Origin of the sequence: Stenotrophomonas sp. CASM110 (genome assembly GCF_049384345.1) — a bacterium.
Taxonomy (GTDB): domain Bacteria; phylum Pseudomonadota; class Gammaproteobacteria; order Xanthomonadales; family Xanthomonadaceae; genus Stenotrophomonas; species Stenotrophomonas muris.
In genome coordinates, this window is sequence record NZ_JBMRGI010000005.1 from 103,152 (window position 1) to 120,764 (window position 17,613).

At 61.7% G+C, this 17,613-nt stretch carries 12 protein-coding genes; 8 read left to right on the forward strand and 4 right to left on the reverse strand.

The annotated features are described in order from the left end of the window. The first annotated feature begins 82 nt into the window (after positions 1–82). From VG561_RS05585 to VG561_RS05620, 8 genes are all read left to right on the forward strand, one after another. Positions 83–1,255: a cystathionine gamma-synthase gene (locus VG561_RS05585; protein ID WP_053494788.1), complete on the forward strand. Its 1,173-nt coding sequence runs from the start codon at positions 83–85 to the stop codon at positions 1,253–1,255. A gap of 28 nt (positions 1,256–1,283) precedes the next feature. Further along, positions 1,284–2,066, forward strand: coding sequence for an ABC transporter permease (locus VG561_RS05590; protein ID WP_053494789.1), 783 nt, complete (start codon positions 1,284–1,286; stop codon positions 2,064–2,066). 15 nt (positions 2,067–2,081) lie between these two features. Next, a complete protein-coding gene (locus VG561_RS05595) occupies positions 2,082–2,687 on the forward strand; it encodes an acyltransferase (RefSeq protein ID WP_069118025.1) in 606 nt (201 codons plus the stop codon). Continuing rightward, complete coding sequence (locus VG561_RS05600; RefSeq protein ID WP_142235406.1) at positions 2,671–3,918, forward strand: glycosyltransferase; 1,248 nt, start codon at positions 2,671–2,673, stop codon at positions 3,916–3,918. Before VG561_RS05595 ends, VG561_RS05600 begins: the two co-directional genes overlap by 17 nt. After that, a complete protein-coding gene (locus tag VG561_RS05605) occupies positions 3,918–5,210 on the forward strand; it encodes an ABC transporter ATP-binding protein (RefSeq protein ID WP_142235407.1) in 1,293 nt (430 codons plus the stop codon). The genes VG561_RS05600 and VG561_RS05605 overlap by 1 nt, the downstream gene beginning before the upstream one ends. Beyond that, positions 5,210–8,764: a polysaccharide pyruvyl transferase family protein gene (locus VG561_RS05610; RefSeq protein WP_423179443.1), complete on the forward strand. Its 3,555-nt coding sequence runs from the start codon at positions 5,210–5,212 to the stop codon at positions 8,762–8,764. The genes VG561_RS05605 and VG561_RS05610 overlap by 1 nt, the downstream gene beginning before the upstream one ends. Further along, positions 8,761–10,026: a glycosyltransferase gene (locus VG561_RS05615; protein ID WP_126411698.1), complete on the forward strand. Its 1,266-nt coding sequence runs from the start codon at positions 8,761–8,763 to the stop codon at positions 10,024–10,026. The genes VG561_RS05610 and VG561_RS05615 overlap by 4 nt, the downstream gene beginning before the upstream one ends. Positions 10,027–10,392: 366 nt before the next feature. Continuing rightward, entirely contained in the window at positions 10,393–11,754 is a 1,362-nt protein-coding gene (locus VG561_RS05620; RefSeq protein ID WP_188239221.1) for a glucosyltransferase domain-containing protein, read from the forward strand. A 193-nt stretch (positions 11,755–11,947) separates the two neighbouring features. Here the strand turns inward: VG561_RS05620 and VG561_RS05625 are convergent, their stop codons facing one another. The 4 genes from VG561_RS05625 to VG561_RS05640 form a co-directional block, all read right to left on the reverse strand. Beyond that, on the reverse strand, positions 11,948–12,919 hold the full coding sequence (locus tag VG561_RS05625) for an NAD-dependent epimerase/dehydratase family protein (protein WP_069118022.1): 972 nt from the start codon (positions 12,917–12,919) through the stop codon (positions 11,948–11,950). A 3-nt stretch (positions 12,920–12,922) separates the two neighbouring features. Then, the gene (locus VG561_RS05630; RefSeq protein WP_053494798.1) at positions 12,923–13,300 is read right to left on the reverse strand and encodes an SMR family transporter; all 378 of its coding nucleotides are present in this window, start codon (positions 13,298–13,300) and stop codon (positions 12,923–12,925) included. 29 nt (positions 13,301–13,329) lie between these two features. Beyond that, positions 13,330–14,736, reverse strand: coding sequence for a UbiA family prenyltransferase (locus tag VG561_RS05635; protein WP_053494813.1), 1,407 nt, complete (start codon positions 14,734–14,736; stop codon positions 13,330–13,332). Positions 14,737–14,842: 106 nt separating this feature from the next. Then, entirely contained in the window at positions 14,843–17,524 is a 2,682-nt protein-coding gene (locus VG561_RS05640; RefSeq protein ID WP_423179444.1) for a sulfatase-like hydrolase/transferase, read from the reverse strand. Positions 17,525–17,613 lie beyond the last annotated feature (89 nt).

Genomic DNA, 17,613 nt, shown 5'->3' on the forward strand with positions numbered 1-17,613 from the left:
CGCGTCAAAGCTCGTTAAGGCCGCGCTGATAGACTCCCGCTCCTTCGACGGCGCCGGTCATCGGCGCCAATCAGGAAACGACATGTCCAACGCTTCTTCCCCGGACCGCGCGCTGGCCCTGGCCACGCTGGCCATCCACGGCGGCCAGTCGCCCGACCCCAGCACCGGCGCGGTGATGCCGCCGATCTACGCCACTTCGACCTATGCCCAGTCCAGCCCGGGCGAGCATCAGGGCTTCGAGTACTCGCGTACCCACAACCCGACCCGGTTCGCCTATGAGCGTTGCGTGGCCTCGCTGGAAGGCGGTACCCGCGGCTTTGCCTTCGCTTCGGGCATGGCGGCCAGCTCGACCGTGATCGAGCTGCTCGACGCTGGCAGCCACGTGGTGGCGATGGACGACATCTACGGCGGCAGCTTCCGCCTGTTCGAGCGCGTGCGTCGCCGCACCGCCGGGCTGGACTTCAGCTTCGTCGACCTCACCGATCTGGCGGCATTCGAAGCCTCCATCACGTCGAAGACGAAGATGGTCTGGATCGAGACCCCGACCAACCCGATGCTGAAGATCGTCGACATCGCCGCGGTCGCCGCCATCGCCAAGCGCCATGGCCTGATCGTAGTGGTCGACAACACCTTCGCCTCGCCGATGCTGCAGCGTCCGCTGGAACTGGGTGCGGACCTGGTCCTGCATTCGGCCACCAAGTATCTCAATGGCCACTCGGACATGGTCGGTGGCATGGTCGTGGTCGGCGACAACGCCGAACTGGCCGAGCAGATGGCCTTCCTGCAGAACTCGGTGGGGGGCGTGCAGGGCCCCTTCGACAGCTTCCTGGCCCTGCGCGGCCTGAAGACCCTGCCGCTGCGCATGAAGGCACACTGCGCCAACGCGCTGGCGCTGGCCCAATGGCTGGAAAAGCACCCGGCGGTGGAGAAGGTGATCTACCCGGGCCTGGCCTCGCACCCGCAGCATGAACTGGCCGGCAAGCAGATGGCCGGCTACGGCGGCATCGTCTCGATCGTGCTCAAGGGCGGGTTCGAGGCGGCCAAGCGCTTCTGCGAGAAGACCGAACTGTTCACCCTGGCCGAGTCGCTGGGCGGTGTTGAAAGCCTGGTCAACCATCCGGCGGTGATGACCCATGCCTCGATTCCGGTCGCGCGCCGCGAACAGCTGGGCATCAGCGATGCGCTGGTGCGGCTGAGCGTGGGCGTGGAGGAGCTGGGGGATCTGCAGGTGGATCTGGAGAGGGCACTTCAGTGACCGTCGGATTGTCCATGGTGTCTGACGCATGAGTGCCTCGAATCTGGCTGGTCTCATCTTCCAGCTCACCCGGCGTGAAGTCAGTGGCCGCTACAAGGGCTCAGTGCTCGGCTTGTTCTGGTCCTTCGTCAATCCGCTGTTGATGCTCAGCGTATACACGTTGTTCTTCTCGGTGATCCTGAAAGTTCGCTGGGGCGATCAGCCACAGCGTCAGGCGGATTTTGCGATCCTGTTGTTCGTCGGCCTGATCCTCCATGGATTCATCGCCGAATGCATCAACCGCGCGCCGGGATTGATCACGGGAAACGTCAACTACGTCAAGAAGGTCGTGTTCCCGATCGGCATTCTGCCGATCGTTTCCTGTTCATCGGCGCTGTTCCATTGGTTCATCAGTCTGAGCGTTCTGGCGCTTGCACTGGTGTTCGTCGGGAACGGTGTTCCGGTCACTTTTCCGTTGATTCTGGTAGTGATGGTCCCCCTGGTGCTGTATGCGCTGGGCATCAGCTGGATACTGGCGTCTGTGGGCGTTTACCTGAGGGACGTCAACCAGGTGGTGGGTGTTTTCTCGCAGATCCTGCTGTTCATTTCGCCAGTGTTCTTCCCGGTCACCAAGATTCCCGAGTACATCCGCCCGCTCTTCCTGGCCAATCCGCTTACGACGATCATCGAGCAGGCCCGTGCCGTCGCGGTGTTCGGTCAGCTGCCGGACTGGTGGCAGCTGGCGGGGCAGTTTGCTGCCGCGTCTGTGGTCTGCCTGCTGGGAATGGTCTGGTTCCGTCGCACCAAGTGTGGATTCGCTGATGTCCTTTAAGAAGGAGCTTGCACGATGAGTCGCCTGAAGCAATGGCTTCTTCGCCAGCGTTTCTTCTATGTGCTTATGGGGCTGAAGTACTACCTCGGCAACAATGTCGTTGCCCGCTTTCCGATCGAATGTGTTCGCCGGTTCTATCTGACCCGCGTGCTCAAGGTGGCGATCGGCAAGGACACGCACGTCAGCATGCGCTGGTTCGTCACTGGTTATCCGGTGCGCGCGCACGTCAGCATCGGTGACAACTGCGTGATCAACCGGGAGGTGTATCTGGATGGCCGGGTAGGCGTGGTTGTTGGAAACAACGTCAATGTTTCCTTCCAGACCTGCATCCTCAGCCTGCACCATGACCACAACGCACCGACCTTTCCCGCGATTGGCGGCGTGGTCACCATCCAGGACCATGCCTGGATCGGTGCCCGCGCCACCTTGTTGCCGGGCGTGACCATCGGCGAAGGTGCCGTGGTTGCGGCGGGTGCGGTCGTGGCACGCGACGTGGCACCGTATGAGGTGGTGGGTGGCGTACCCGCCCGAAAGATCGGTGAACGCAACCGGGATATCCAGTACCTCACCAGGTTCTCACCGTATTTTGATTCGGATATCTTCGATGAAACCGCAGGTTAAGAAACAAGTCCTCGTGTTCATGCTGGCGCCTTCGCTGCCGGCGGTGACGGGGGGCGACATCTATGCGGTGAACGCAGTTCTGCCGTTCGCCGAGGAGATCGACTACCACCTGTTCTGCTACGTCGGCGGCGACGCCGACCGACGCAAAGTCGAGCAGCATCGCGCGCTCTACGACAAAGTGTTCCGGTCGGTCCATCTCGAGCCTCGTCCGAAGATGCCGTTCGAGCTGCCCAAGGTGCAGCGAGCCCTGTCGATGGCGCGGCAGGCACTGCAGGGTCTGCCTTTCATCGATGCCAGCTACTACAGCCGCAGTGCCGTTGCGGCTGCACGTCGCATCGTCCGGGAACAGGGCATCGATGCGATCGAGGTCAACTCGACCCATCTGGCGTTCTTCCGTCGATTCTTGCCACAGGTGCCGGGCATCCTGCTGAGCCACAACATCGAAGCTGACATTTTTCCGTTCTGGATGCCGGCAGGCCTGACCGGATGGAAGCTGCGTTTCATGGAATGGGTTGCCAACCGAAGCCGGCGAGCCGCGAAGGCTGTCGAGATCGACAATGCCTTCGGGTTCTCGGCGATGACCTTCATCTCTCGCCATGACATGTCGCGGGTTACCGACAAGGTCCCGCGCTACCTCATGCCGCTGCACTTTCCGTTGGGTACCACGCGTTTTGAAGACAAGCCGGATGATGTCTTCCACGTACTGTGGATGGGAGGCTTTGGCTGGTACCCGAATGCGGAGGCGGTGACCTGGTTTGCTGAGAAGATCCATCCGCTGCTGGCAGGCCAGTTGCAGGAGCGGAAGATTGTTCTGCACTTCTGCGGCGGCAATCCTCCGGAGGCGCTGCAGGCATTGCATGACGGCCGCAACGTTCTCGTGCATGGCTTCGTCGACGACCTGCAATCGCTGCTGGACAAAGCGCATCTGCTGATGGTGCCACTGCTGTCCGGCGGCGGCATCCGCGTCAAGATCGTCGAGGCGATGTCTGCCGGTATCCCGGTACTCAGCACCAGCAAGGGGTGCGAGGGCATCGGCGCGACCGACGGCGTGGACATCCTGGTGCGTGATGACGCAGAAGGGTTTGCCCGTACATTGCTGGAATGCGCGCAGGACCGAGCGCGACTGGCAGCTCTGTCGGCGGCAGGGCAGGATCTCATGGCGCGCGAGTATTCACAGCAGGCAAGCCTGGACGCCAAGCGAGCCGCCTATCGGCATGCGGGGGTGATGTGATGCAGGCAGTAGATACGCCGTTGACGGCTGCGCCGGTGGTTTCGGTACGTGGTGTCGGCAAGGTCTTCCGCATTTTCGACCGTCCGGCGCAGCGCCTGTTGCAGCCGGCAGCAAACCGGCTCCGGCGCCTGGTGGGCATGCAGCCGCAGCCGGCGCGCGTGTTCCATGCGTTGGACGACATCAACTTCGACATCGCGCCGGGCGAAACTGTTGGAATCATCGGCCGCAATGGCAGCGGCAAGTCGACGCTGCTGCAGATCCTGGTCGGTACGTTGCAGGCCAATACCGGCAGCGTGACCGTCAACGGGCGGGTATCGGCGCTGCTGGAACTGGGCGCTGGTTTCAACCCGGAATTCAGCGGGCGCGACAACGTCTACCTGGCAGGTGCCATCATCGGCCTGGGTTCGGCGGACATGACCCGCCTCATGCCTGAAATTGAAAAATTCGCCGATATCGGTGAATTCATCGACCAGCCTGTCAAGACCTACTCTTCGGGCATGTTCGTACGGCTCGCGTTCGCCGTGGCGATCCACGTGTCACCCGATATCCTGGTTGTGGATGAAGCGTTGGCAGTGGGCGACACCGCCTTCCAGACCAAGTGCCTTACCCGCATTCGCAAGATGCAGTCTGAAGGCGTCAGCATCATCCTGGTTACCCACTCCACCAATACCCTGCTGGAATACTGCGACCGGGGCATCTACCTGCGTCGCGGACGGGTCGTGCTGGACGGACCGTGCCGCGAGGTTGTCAAGAAGTATGCCGACGACCTGGTGGACGAAGAAGGCGGAGCCGTGATCTATGCGGACGAGGCCCTTGCCAGCTTGCAGGACGATGGCCTGCCTGCAGACGCTGCGGCATTGCCGGCAAGCGAAATCACCGGCGTGGAGATTCTCGACCTGCAGGGGCAGCCAAGGACGACGTTCGGCCATGGCGAACAAGTACTGGTGAAGGTCGCCATCCATGTACGCCGGCGTATCGAGCAGCCCTGCTATGGAATTCAGTTGAAGAGCGTGGATGACATCGCCCTGTGGGCTGGCACCACCCAGAACATGAGCCTTTCGCCGCTGCCGACGGAACCGGGCGATTATGTTTTCGACTGGCAGTTGACGTTGAATGTCACCGGCAACCGCTATGTGCTGGCACTGGGCATCGGTGACCTCGACACGGGCGAGTACCACCGTCACTCACGCGTGCCCTACGCGGGCCATGTGGATGTATTGCCTCAGCCCCATTCCGGTCATGGCTGGCTTGCTCCCGCCCCTCGCTTCACCGCACCAGTGAGAACTGCATGATGACGCACTCCAAGCCAGTATTCAGGGCCCTGGTCGTGGGTTTCTATGGGGCACCCAACGTGGGCGACGAGGTGCTGCTGGACCTGCTGGTCCGTCGCATCCGCGAACTGGGCGGCGAGCCGGTGGTTGCCAGCATCGATCCCTCGTTGACCCGCCGCATGCATGGTGTGGATGCCGTGCAGTTTGCCAATGTCGGGGACATCGCTCGTGCATTGATGCATTGCGACGTACTGGTGATGGGGGGCGGCGGCATCTTCCAGGACCATCATCCCTTCAACCTCGATGCGGTGTACCTCCCTTATGCGAACGACATTTCCGGCTATGCACGGCCGATGCTGCTCGCGCGGCAACTGGGAGTGCCGACAATCGTATGGGGGCAGGGGGTTGGGCCGCTGAGTTCAGAGGGCGCACGCACCCTGGTGCGCGAGTTGTTCCAGCATGCGGCCGCCGTATCCGTGCGGGATGAATCATCCAAGGCACTGCTGCGCCAGATCGGCGTGGATCGGGATATCCTCGTTGCCGCCGATCCGGGATGGTTGTTCCGCCGCTATCACCCATTGCCGGCGCAACAGGCCGCGCACGATGCAGGCCAGCCGCAGAACAAGGTACTGGCGGTGGTGGTGCGTGAATGGGACAAGGGGCAGTGGAAAACGTCCCTGGTGGAGGCGTTGCGCACCGCAGTTCCTGCAGGATGGCGGATCCAATGGGTGGCGTTCCAGGCCCATACCGAAGGCAGTGGCGCGACGTCCGACCTGCCCTTGATCGAATCGCTGCGCCAGCAGCTACCCGGGCGCAGCAATGATGAACTGATCGCACCGGCAACAACGGATGCGACCTGGCAGACAATCGCCAGCGCTGACGCGGTGCTGTCCATGCGCCTGCATGCCAGTATCCTTGCCCTGCTGGCGGGGAAGCCCACCGCAGGCCTTGAGTACGACGACAAGCTGTCGCATGCCCATGCGATGGCCGGAATGCCGTCGATTCTGAGGCTGTCGACCGACGATGGCCCGGAGCGCTTCGTGCAGGCGATCGAATCGCTGGTCACCGAAGCCTGGCGGCCGGATCCGCAGGTGGTGGACAGCCTGGAAGTGTCCGCCAGCGCGCACCTGCAGCTGCTCGACGGCTGCTCCTCCCTGCCGCCGGTGCCCCTTCGCTTCGACGCAACCTCCACAGACTGGTTGTCACTGTGGTTGCAACAGGCACTGGTCGAGCTTGAACAGACCCGGCAGCAGAGCCAACGCGCCCACGATCTACTGCTGTTCCGGGACCATCAGCTTGCCGAGCAGACGACGCAGAACACAAACCTGACGCAGCAACTTGTCGAGAAGCAAAAGAAGATGAATGAAGACATGGTCCGCCTGGATGCGGCTCAAGGCCAGCTGCAGGAGAATGCGCAGGCATTGCAGCAGATCAGGCAGGAAAGTGCGCAGGCACTGGAGCAGATCAAGGAGGAAAGTGCGCAGGCACTGCAGCAGGTCAAGGAGGAAAGTGCGCAGATGCTGCAGCAGATCCAGCAGCAGTTGGCAGGCAAGCAGGCCTATATTGATGACAAGGAGGTCTACATTGCGATCCTGCAGCAGCAAATCGAACAGGTGCAGGCCGAGCTGGCGCGCAGCCGTCAGGAGACCGCAGATGCGCTGAATCTCTGGCGTCGCCTGCGTAGGTTCCTGCAGTTGCTTCGCCGCGACCTGGTGCGCCTGCTGGCCGCCCCCTTCAAGTTGGCTTCGGTCTGGAGGCGGCACGGGTTGAAGGTCGCACTGCAACAGATCCCGCGACGCATGAAGACGCTGGGTGTTCCTCAGACCGCTGCCACGCAACAGATGGCGGAACCGCCACCGCCGATGGTGCGACCGGTTCGCCGCGAACGCCTGCTGGTGATAGCCAACACGTTGACCACCGACGGCTGGCCCAACCGGGCGATGCACTTCGCGAAGGCGGGCGATCGTGCCGGCTTCTTCGTGCGCATCACTGCGGTGGATGGAAGTGCCTGGCCGGACGATGGCAGCGGCCTGCCGGCGCGTCTCGCTGTCGATGCGCACGCCTGGCTGCAGGAAGTGCGTGCCGAGGGTACTCGCGTTCTGCTTGCCGATGCATCGCCGGAGGCGCTGGGCCTGGCCCGGTCGGCACGTGAACGCGGTGCCGAAGTGATCGTCGACCTCGCTGCACTCGGTGCGGATTCTCTCTCCGCGGAACTGCGCGTCCTTACTGATCGCGTTGTCACCGGAACCCCGGAGCAGAAGGTCGATGGCCTGCCGTCGCGCTTCCTGGGCGCGGCTGGAGACAATGAAATCTTCGACTCCTACCGCAGTCATGGGCTGCCGCAGGCATATGAGGACGGGCGACAACATGTCCTGTTCGTTGTCCTCGGCGGAGACGGCGACGCCTGGCTTGATGCCGCGCTGAAGGCGTCCCCCGATCTCGTTTTCCATGTCACGGGAATGAACGTGGATGGCCGCGACAGCCGCCAGGTACGTGCCCTCGATTGGTCGTGGCAGCCGCAGCAGATGGCTCCGCTGATCGCCGGCGCGCATGCGGTTGTCATCGTCGGCGGGGCCGGGGACCGCACGCGCCTTGCCGACCTGTCAATGGCGGCGCTGCTGCTGGAGAAGCCGGTGTTTGTCGATGCGCTGCCGTCATTCGCACCGTCGCCCAACCTGCATCGGGTGGATGCCGTGCAGCTTTCCGCACAGCTGGCCGGCGCCACTGCGTCGGAAGACTACGCATTCATCGCCCGCCACGCCTGGCTGGGCCATGTCGAGCAGTTGATGCAACCGGAGTATCCGCTGTCGGTAAGCGTGGTTGTGCTGATCCACAACAACCGCCGCATCATTGAGCGCTGCGTGAGCACGTTGCTGGAGCACGCCGGGGAATGGCTGCAGGAAATCGTGGTTGTCGATAACCAGTCCAGCGATGGCGGCGCCGAACTGGTTGAATCGCTGTACGCAGGGCATGCCAAGGTGAAGCTTGTGCGCAACAGTGAGAATGGATGCTCCTCGGGTCGCAACCTGGGCGTCAAGCATTCCACCGGCCGTTATATTGCGTTCTTCGACTCCGACCAGTGGTTGACCTCTCCGTCCTGCTTCAGTGAAGCCGTGAACATCCTGGCGGCCAACCCCGGTGTCGGCACCATCGGCTGGAATGCAGGATGGTTCGACGCCACGCGTGATGACCTGGGTGGACCCATCTCCGACTACCTTCCCAATCGCGGCATGAACAACGAGGCCCGCATCAAGGGATACCGCGATGACGTGGGTTTCCTGGGGACCAGCTGCATGTTCATTGCCCGTGACCTGTTCGAGCGTCTGGAAGGCTTCGATGTGTTCTACGACCCTACGTGCTTCGAAGACACGGACATCTGCTTCCAGGTGAAGAAGGCTGGTTATTCGGTGGCGTTCCGTGACCTGGCCGGTGTCCGTCACCAGCCGCACCAGACTACCGGCGCCAGCGAGGGCAGCGAGCGCTACAAGCAGCTGTTCAACCGCAACGCAGCCTACTTCCGCGACAAGTGGAAGGGGTATCCGGAGTTCTTCGTGGACCTCAAGTCCTGGCATTGAGCGAGGCAGAGACGGCAATGGGGTGGGGCAAGGTCAAGCGACGGCTGCTGGAAGCCATGCTGATGTTCGGCCCTGGGTTGTACAGTCGCTGGTCGATGTCACGGTCCACAGGAACACCCGCGGAGGTTCCGTCGACGGAACGCCCGCGGGTGCTCCTCGTGGACCATGATTTTCCCGAGATTGACCGTGATGCGGGATCGCGCGCGATCTCATGCTTCGCTGACCTGTTGGTCGATGCCGGCATGGAGGTCGTCTTCTGGTCGGCAACGATTGAGCCCTCCGCAGCTGGGAGAGCTGCCCTTGAAGGGAGAGGCATCACCCCATTGAGTCGACGGGAAACGGGGGCACTGGACGGATGGTTGGCGACGTTCGGAGGAAGTTTCATCGGGTCGGTGTCAAGCCGCCCACTGATCGCGGCTATGTATCTACCGGTCCTGCGCGCGGCGATTGCCGGTACTCATCTCTATTACGGGCACGACATCCACTATCTGCGGTTGCAGTTGATGCGTGCTACGTCCAAGGCCACCCTTGCCGATCATTGGCAGTGTCTGTTGATGAGAGTGGTGGAACAGCGAGCGTGGAGAAATGCCGACGTAGTTCTGTATCCCTCTAAAGATGAGGCTGAAACAGTGAACCGTTACCTTGCTGATCGCGGCTTGGCCGGGAACGGCGAGATGTTTCCGCTGTGGACCGTGGATGCAGGATCCATGCAGCACACGCCCGGCCCGGGCAAAAGATCGGGATTGCTGTTCGTTGGCAGCATGGCGCATGCACCAAACGCAGATGGTCTGGACTGGTTTCTGCACAAGGTGCTGCCCTTGCTTCAGCGGGGGGGACAGGCGCCGGTCCTCACCGTGGTGGGCTCCGGTATGGAGAACTACCGTGTGCCCCAGCATGCCTCTGACACGGTGCGTATTCTCGGTCGCATCGATGATGCTGCATTGGAGCGCTGTTACGCGTCTACGCGCCTGGTCATCGCGCCGTTGCGTTTCGGCGGCGGGGTCAAGGGGAAGGTGATCGAGGCAATAGGGCAGGGTGTTCCAATCATCTTGACCGGTGCGGCCGCGCAGGGCCTGGCTGGAGTCGAGGATATACTGCCGACTACCGATGACCCGTCGAAGTTTGCTGCTGCCATCCAGGCGCTGGATCAAGACGACCAGGCTTGGTCAGCCGCGTCTACCAAGGCGCGCCTGTTCCTGGCGGAACACTATGACCATCGTCAATTCGTGCAAAGGCTCAGGCACCTGCTGCTGCATTCCTGATCGGGAGTGAAGTCCTGTGATGCACGAGACTGTCCATGGGGCAATGTGCCCTATCGCTCGCTGGATCGGCTGCAGGTAGCCGCGCGGGCCTGCCCAACCATGCCGTTGGCTCACAAAGGATTGGCTTGGCCATCATCCAGTCGAGTAGCATTCCGCACGGGATACGACGTCTTCAGGGCAGTCAAAGAGCCGATTGGGCCCGTTCACGGCCATCGGTACCTCGGCCTGGATGATGCTAGGCCGGTCAAATTCAGTTGGGCGAATCTGGAGTTAGGGGAAGATATGGATTGGAGTAACTTGGCTGGGCGGGCGCGGTCGCAGCTGCACTCGATGTGCACTGATGCCCCGAGCCATGGCGGATTCAAGATGGTGGCTGCGCTTCTGTCCATGCTGCTCGTGGCATCCGCTTATAGCCAACTATCGAATCTGCATGTGTTCGGTCACGATGAAGTTCACTACAACCACTATTTCCAGCTGAAGCTGTTGCAGGATGGCCGGTGGCTGAACTACATCTTCAAGGATGTGCTTGTCAGTATTGACGCGTCGGCTTGGTTCGCCGCGTATATCGCCGCACATCTTTTGCTGGTCTATCGCATTGCGCGCCGCGCAGGCCTGTCGGTTGCACTGGCACTGATCATTTCGGCCGTCGTTTCGATCTCTCCGCCAGTCGTGGAACAAAGCATGTGGCCGGCCACTGCGTTCTCGGCAGTTGCAGTCCTGATCCTGGCCGAGGTGGTCACGCGGCGAGTGGCGATAGCACCGGTTGCGGTCTATGCGGCGCTCGGGATCCTTCTGTTCGGGACGATGCAGAGCTACTACTTCCTGGTCCCGCTCCTGTTCATCGGCGAATTCGCGTCCGAACAGCGGAGTGCTCGAGATCGATGGAGGTTGTGGTTGCAACACACGCTCAGCTGGGTGGGAGGGGCGGTACTCGGCGCTTTGGTCATGTCGATGATGCTGCTGCTGCTGGCAGGGCATTTCGGTCCGCAGGTGGATGACTGGCGATCGCCACATCCGGCCAAGGATCTTCCCTCTTTATGGCAGAACGTAAGCTACGTCATTGGATCATTCGGGAAGTGTGTAGCTTCCATTGGCAAGGCCTCGAACCTGGATGGTTGGTTGCTGTTGGCAACCGTGCTGCTGCTCGTTCCATTCGCCGTTCGCCGGAAGGGTTCAATCCAGATCCTGTTGACGCTCGCAATGGTCGCTGCGGCGTTCCACGCATTCTCTATTCCGTTGGCACCAGTAATTACCACGCGCAGCCTGATCGCGCTGGTACTTGGACTGGCGCTGTTTTTCGGCCTTCTTGGAGGCGGGAATCGTATCTCACGGGCGGTCGTATTCCTCCTCCTGCTGGCGGGCGGTATTGGATTCCAGGCACAGGCCCGTACGTTCCTCCAGACCCAGGTGGAAACGACCTCCTTCCTGTTTGAGAAGATCCACACGCTATTGCCATTGCCGGCAGACCGGTATTCAGTACTGGCGGTTTCCGGCCGCATGCCGGGTGGCAAAGAGCCAGCTGCCACTTTCAACAACGAATACTTGATGAATTCGGTGGTGGTGGCTACCGGGGCCAGGAGTTTTGTTGATTGCCGGACGCACGAGGCAGAAGTGTGCGCGATGGCGGTGGAAGGTGACGCCGTGAATGAAACCGGGCTGGGTGAAGGGCGACTGAGGCTCTTCCAGGATGCAAAGGGTGGCGCGGTCATCGTCTATAGCGATGACTGATCAGGCGCCGCCAGTGCGTCCGGCCCGACGTAGATCGCAGCGGCTCCCGTGCAAGGAGGTCATCGCCATTTCCTTGCTGGGGCAGCATCGTGGTGGTTTGCCGCGCTGATCTCTATCCCGCCTCGCCGGACTTTTCTCCGGCGAGGCCAGTGATACGGAGGCGACCCCATCCAGGTCCCTCCATGCAGATCATTCAGATCTGCTTCCGGTAATGTGCGTACGCTGCAACGAGCATGTCCTCGTCATTGCGTGTGGGATGCCAATCCAGAACTTCCTGCGTAGGTGCAATGTCGACCACGTAGTTGATGTCGGCGATCTGATACTGCTCCCGATGCAGCAGCGGTTTGCCCAGCTTTTCCAGAAGCGACAGGGTCATCTTCAACGGCTTGGCGGGTACCGGCACTACAATCGAGCGCGAGCCGATACGCTTGATCGTATTGCGCAGCAACTGGCGAACTGGTGGTGCATCGCCCGATCCCAAGCTCAGTGCGACGGCGGGGAATCCCTTCTCGACCGCAGCAAGAATTGCGCTGACGACATCCTCCACGGCGATCATCTGGTAGCGGTTCCGACCGCTGCCGATGGTTGGCACGGGAAGGCCAAGGTCCATCAGCCGGAACAGCTTGATCAGGATGCCAAAGCGTCCGGGGCCCACAATCATGCGTGGACGCAGGACGGTAATCAGGTAGCCCTCGGTTCGTGCTTGTTCGCACAGTTGTTCCGACGCCGCTTTGCTGCGTCCATACGGCCCCAACGGGTTGCGTCGGTGCGTTGGAGGTACAGGCAGCGATTCCGGCAGCCCGTACACCATGTCCGTGCTGGTATAGATCAAGCGTGGCTGGCGCAGTTTACGCATCCACTTCAGTACATTGGCTGTACCGGTAACGTTGACCTCGGCGAACCAGGCGTCCTGCTCTTTTGCCGGCACGGCGTTATGGAATTGCCTTGCCGCAAGATGGTGGACGACATCACCTTCATCCAATGGCACGCGCGACAGCGCCGCAGTATCCAGAATATCCAGCTGGTGATGGACGACCCTGCCGGAGAATTCTGCAGGCAGAGGCAGCAGGTCAACGGTCTGAACCTGCTGGCCCTGTGCAAGGAGGGTCCGGACGAGATGCGATCCGGTGAAGCCTGAGCCACCAATGACAATATGCTTGGTCACGGCTCAGCCCCCACGCGCGACGAGAACGACGCCAGCACAGATCAGCGCGATTCCAGCCAGCTTCATTACGCTGACCGGTTCACGGAAGAACAGATATGCAGCACCAACGACAATCACGTATCCCACGCTCAGGAAGGGGTAAGCGAAACTCACCTGGACCTTGGAGAGGACGTACATCCAAAGCACGATGCTGATCGCATAGCACGACAGTCCGCTGAAGACCCACGGATTGAGGACAACGCGGATGGCGCCCTGTGCGAGCTCAAGCACGCCCTGGTTGGTCACCAGCGAAACATTTGGCATGCCTTTGCGAAGGAAAAGCTGCGCACTCGCATTGAGGGCTACGGAGAACAGAATGAGTGGGATGAATTTGAGATACATGCGATCAACTTTGGAATGATGAGGAGGCATTACCAGTGGCGTGTCGCCGCCATTACGATGATCAGCCCGGCGAGGCCGACGCCCTGGCTGACGCGGTCGCGCGCTGCGAACACGATGGGGTCATCATGCATGTCGCCCCGGTGGGCGACAAACCAGGCACGGCTGATCCAGTACAGCAGCACAGGACAGAGCAGCCAGAGCACTTGGGGCGTGGCGTACAGTCTGAGGCTGTCAGGGCTGTTGATGTAGAGGGCGAAGACCAGAACGCCGATGTAGCCCGCAGCTGTCCCGAATGACTGCACCAGCGGCAGATCGGCCACGGAGTATCCGCGACCGGAGGCTTTCTGCTTTCCCTGCGTTGCAGCCGCGGTTAGTTCGGTATAGCGCTTGAGAAGGGCAAGGCTGAGGAAAATGAACATCGAGAACGCGAGCAGCCAGAATGACCGTGGCGAATCGATTGCAAAAGCGCCGCCGATGATCCGCACGGTGTAAAGCGCCGCCAACACCACGACATCGATCATCACGATGCGCTTGAGCGTGAACGAATAGGCCAGGGTCGTGATGAAGTAGATCAGCAGGACCAGTGCAAACGCAGGACTTGTCCACAGCGCCAGTGCGAAACCGGCCAGTGTCAACAAGGGGGTGGCGACCAGGCCATGAAACAGGGGCAAGGTCCCGGCCGCGAATGGTCGCTTCCGCTTCCGTGGATGCTGCCGGTCTGGCGCCAGATCCAGCAGGTCGTTCAGCAGGTAAACGCCGGATGCGCACAGGCCGAAGGCAAGGAAGGCGAGCGCCGCGTTTACTACGGCTTCTGGTTCGAACAGACGGTGCGCGGTAAGCAGTGGAACCAGTACCAGAAGGTTCTTCAGCCACTGGTACAGCCGCAGGGCCTTGATCCAGGTGCGGAGCCCTCCGGGCTGTCCAGGCAGGTGGTCGATCAACCGGGTTTGCGCGCGGGCCTGGTTTGCCAGCGATCCGGTGGCGTTGACGACGACAGCACCTGCGGCGTGCTTCCAGACCGGCAGGTCAACGCGGTGGTTGCCAAGATAGTCGAACCCCCGTTCCCCATAGCGCTCGACAAGGGCTTCAGCCTTGGCGTGCCCGGCCAGATTGCGGGCCCCATCGCTGGCGATGACCTCGTCAAAAACGCCGAGATGATCGGCGATCGGCTGGACCAACAGCCGGTCCGAGGCGGTGCACAGGACACGCGGACGCTGCGGTGTCGCGCGCAGCATGGCCACGACACGCTCATCGTATGGCAGGGTTTCAACCTGCAAGGCCACCCGGGAAGCGAGCTGGCGCTTAACATAGGCCTTGCCGCGCAGCAGCCAGAACGGTACCAGCAAAGCAAACAGCGGGTTGCGCGCCAGCAGGGCCAGCAGTGATTCGTACAGCAGGTCGCTACGCAGCAGCGTCCCGTCCAGATCGACGCACAGGGCTGCTCCCGGCGTCAACTCACCGGATCCAGCCGGTACATCATTGTGATGCGACATATGCCGCAGTTCCCCTCATCCAATAGTGCGGGGAGTATACGAGGGGGAGTTACATTGCGACAGATTCAGGTACCAGCGCGGGGGCGTGAAGGCAGCGCATCCCGGGACAGGCTGGAGCAGCCGGTTGAGCCGTCGCAGCCGGGGCCAAGTGCAGGCGGTGCAGGGTAATCAGCTCGCAGTCCTCCGTAGCGCAGGTCGTTTGTCCAGGCACCAGCGTCAAGGTGAGCTGCCCGCCGGCGGCGCTGGACAGGCCTGCCAGGTCGACGGGGTATTCACGCGTCCCTGCTTCGATCTGAAGCAAGCCGAGCGGGGCGTCGTTGGCCAGCACCGTGAGCTCGCGAGGTGACTGCGCCGACAGTGAAAGGACTGCCTGCAGCCGGGCGGGCTCGGATGGCAGGCGCAGTCGTAGCGAGGCGGCCGCGCCACGAACGCTGCGCCCTTGGGGAGAGGGACCGTGCCAGCCACAGGAAATGAAACGATTGCTGGCATCGGCGCTGAAATCCACCGACGATCCCACAGGCAGTGCCTCGTAGGCAGGCAGCAGGGTATAGCCATCCAGTCGCACCGCAGCGTCTGGCGATACGCCGACACGGACTTCAGCCAGGGGCAGGTCTTCAGGGAATACATACCTGGCTTCCAGCATCGTCCCGTCACGTCCATCGGCCGTGTCCAGCAGCGCATGGCGGTCGTAGGTCTGTGCCCCGTAACTGGCAACGACGTCGGCCCAGGCACCGTTGGCGGGGTGGGCCACGCCCTGCAGGCTGAGGGTGTAGTTGCCTGCGCACAGATCCTGGTAGGCGCCATAGGCCAAGGTCCCTTCCGCACCCTGCGAGAACAGCTTTCCATCCATCACTTCACCGACGATCGTATGGCTCGCATCGAAGTGGGTGCGGATGATGAAATCGTTGCGCAGCTGGGATGCCGGGGGCGCTTCGCGTGCAGCCTGCAGCAGTTCCGGCACCAACGCGCCGGCCTTGAGCGATTGTTGTGACACCACGCGAGCCGTTCCGTCAGCGCTCCCCCACAGGCACCACTCATCGGCGGGCTGTCGTTCGTCGAACGCAAAGCAACGATCAATGTAGAGGACCTGCTGGGAATCACCGCCGGCCAGAAGGTGGCCAGAGCGGATGCCGTTCGTGCCAAGCTGGGCAATTCGGCCGCGGTCATCGGCAGCGATGGCCAAGGGCGGAGTCAGCGTCTGCTTACCCAACTGGATGACGCCATCCACCAACTGCAGGTGATCGTCGATCCGGCCCAGCTCCCATAGCGTGCTGGAATAGGCCATGAAACCTGGCAGGTGGTCCTCGCTGGCATCTGGTTCCCGACCGGGTCGGACACTCAATGAAGTACCTGCGCCCTTCACGGAAAGCTGTGAGCGGCCAAAGCCGAGTGCCACTCCCCCTTGCAGGGCATCAAGCAGTGAGGCGCCGGTATCGAGGGTGGTCGCGGGTCGATCAACCTGCCTCGCGCGCAGGTCGCTGCCGAACATGAGAAGAAGGTTGCTGCGATCAGCATCTCGCAACAGGTCGGCAATGTCGTTGGGCAGGGCCAGATGGTCCGATGCAACAACAATGATTGTATTGCGAGCGTAGGGACTGGCGCGGATGCGGCGTACGAAATCAGCAACCAGTCGGTCCGAGCAATGGATTGCGTCGAGCATCGGCCTGCGCTGGCCAAGCCCCTCATAGGCGACATCGAGGCAGGCATGGGGGATGTGTCCGCTTGGATGATGTGTATCCAGAGTCAGGCCGACGAGGGCGAAAGGCGTGGTCTGCTGCGAGAGCGCAGCGAAGCGGTCCCAGAGCGCATCCAACAGGACATCATCGTGGACGCCCCATGGCGAGAAACGGTTGTCGCCCAGCTTCAGGCTCTTGAAATAGGAGCGATCGCGTACCGTGCCGAAGCCGTGGCTGGCGAGGAACTGTCCCTTTCCAGCGAAATCAGAAGCGGCGCCACCGATGAACTCGACGTCGTATCCGCGCTCGCGCAGGTGATCGGTCAGGCAGTACGCGCCAGGCAGGAAGCGGCCGATGCTTGCATAGCCATTGGCGTCCTGGCTGAGGGAAAGGGGGACGCCGCACAGGGAACTGACCATGCCGGCGATCGTCCACGTGCCGCCTTCGCGCGAGTCCACGTGCCGGAAATCCACGGCCTCGCTGCGCAGCTTGTTCAACTCTGGCGCAAGGCCAGGGAATCGCGACTCATCGAGATAGGTGCGCTCGAAGCTTTCGGCGTAGAGAATCACCACGTTGCGGTGATTCCCGAGCGGGGCGTCGGGACGTACGTACTGGTCCCCTTGTGCCGGTGCAAGACGTGCCTGCCGATCCTGGCGTACCAGTGTCGCGACGTCGTAGACGATCGGATTGAAAACCAGCGTCGCCAGCAGAGAAGCCGCGAACAGGGGACCGGCGGGTGCCCACCTCCGTGCCGAATGCAGGCGGGGCATGAAAGCGAGGGCCAGGCATGCCACCAGTGCTGCCGAAAGCAGGCCGATGGGCAAGCTGAAATCAGCGGCGCCTGCGCCGCGCATGCCTGCGCGCAGATGATAGATCACGGCGTAATCGATGCCGTTGACACTGAGTGCATCAATGAAAAGCCAGATCGCCAGCAGTGCTCCGCAGAGCGCAGTGACCAGCAGCTTCCATCGCTGTCCATGTGTGCAATGTCGCGCAAGCAACGCGAGCATTCCGATCCATGCCGCAAAAAACAGGCATTTCATCGCCATCTGCATTCTCTCCCTCCGGTTGGAGCGATGGGAGGGGAAATGCTACAGAATCAAGACAGCGCAAAAGGCGTGTTGCAATATGCCGACATGTTTTG

Bases quoted from the DNA above. Each gene is read 5' to 3' on its own strand.
- VG561_RS05585 (WP_053494788.1), top strand. From the start codon at position 83: ATGTCCAACGCTTCTTCCCCGGACCGCGCGCTGGCCCTGGCCACGCTG.
- VG561_RS05590 (WP_053494789.1), top strand. From the start codon at position 1,284: ATGAGTGCCTCGAATCTGGCTGGTCTCATCTTCCAGCTCACCCGGCGT.
- VG561_RS05595 (WP_069118025.1), top strand. From the start codon at position 2,082: ATGAGTCGCCTGAAGCAATGGCTTCTTCGCCAGCGTTTCTTCTATGTG.
- VG561_RS05600 (WP_142235406.1), top strand. From the start codon at position 2,671: ATGAAACCGCAGGTTAAGAAACAAGTCCTCGTGTTCATGCTGGCGCCT.
- VG561_RS05605 (WP_142235407.1), top strand. From the start codon at position 3,918: ATGCAGGCAGTAGATACGCCGTTGACGGCTGCGCCGGTGGTTTCGGTA.
- VG561_RS05610 (WP_423179443.1), top strand. From the start codon at position 5,210: ATGACGCACTCCAAGCCAGTATTCAGGGCCCTGGTCGTGGGTTTCTAT.
- VG561_RS05620 (WP_188239221.1), top strand. From the start codon at position 10,393: ATGGTGGCTGCGCTTCTGTCCATGCTGCTCGTGGCATCCGCTTATAGC.
- VG561_RS05630 (WP_053494798.1), bottom strand. From the start codon at position 13,300: ATGTATCTCAAATTCATCCCACTCATTCTGTTCTCCGTAGCCCTCAAT.
- VG561_RS05640 (WP_423179444.1), bottom strand. From the start codon at position 17,524: ATGCAGATGGCGATGAAATGCCTGTTTTTTGCGGCATGGATCGGAATG.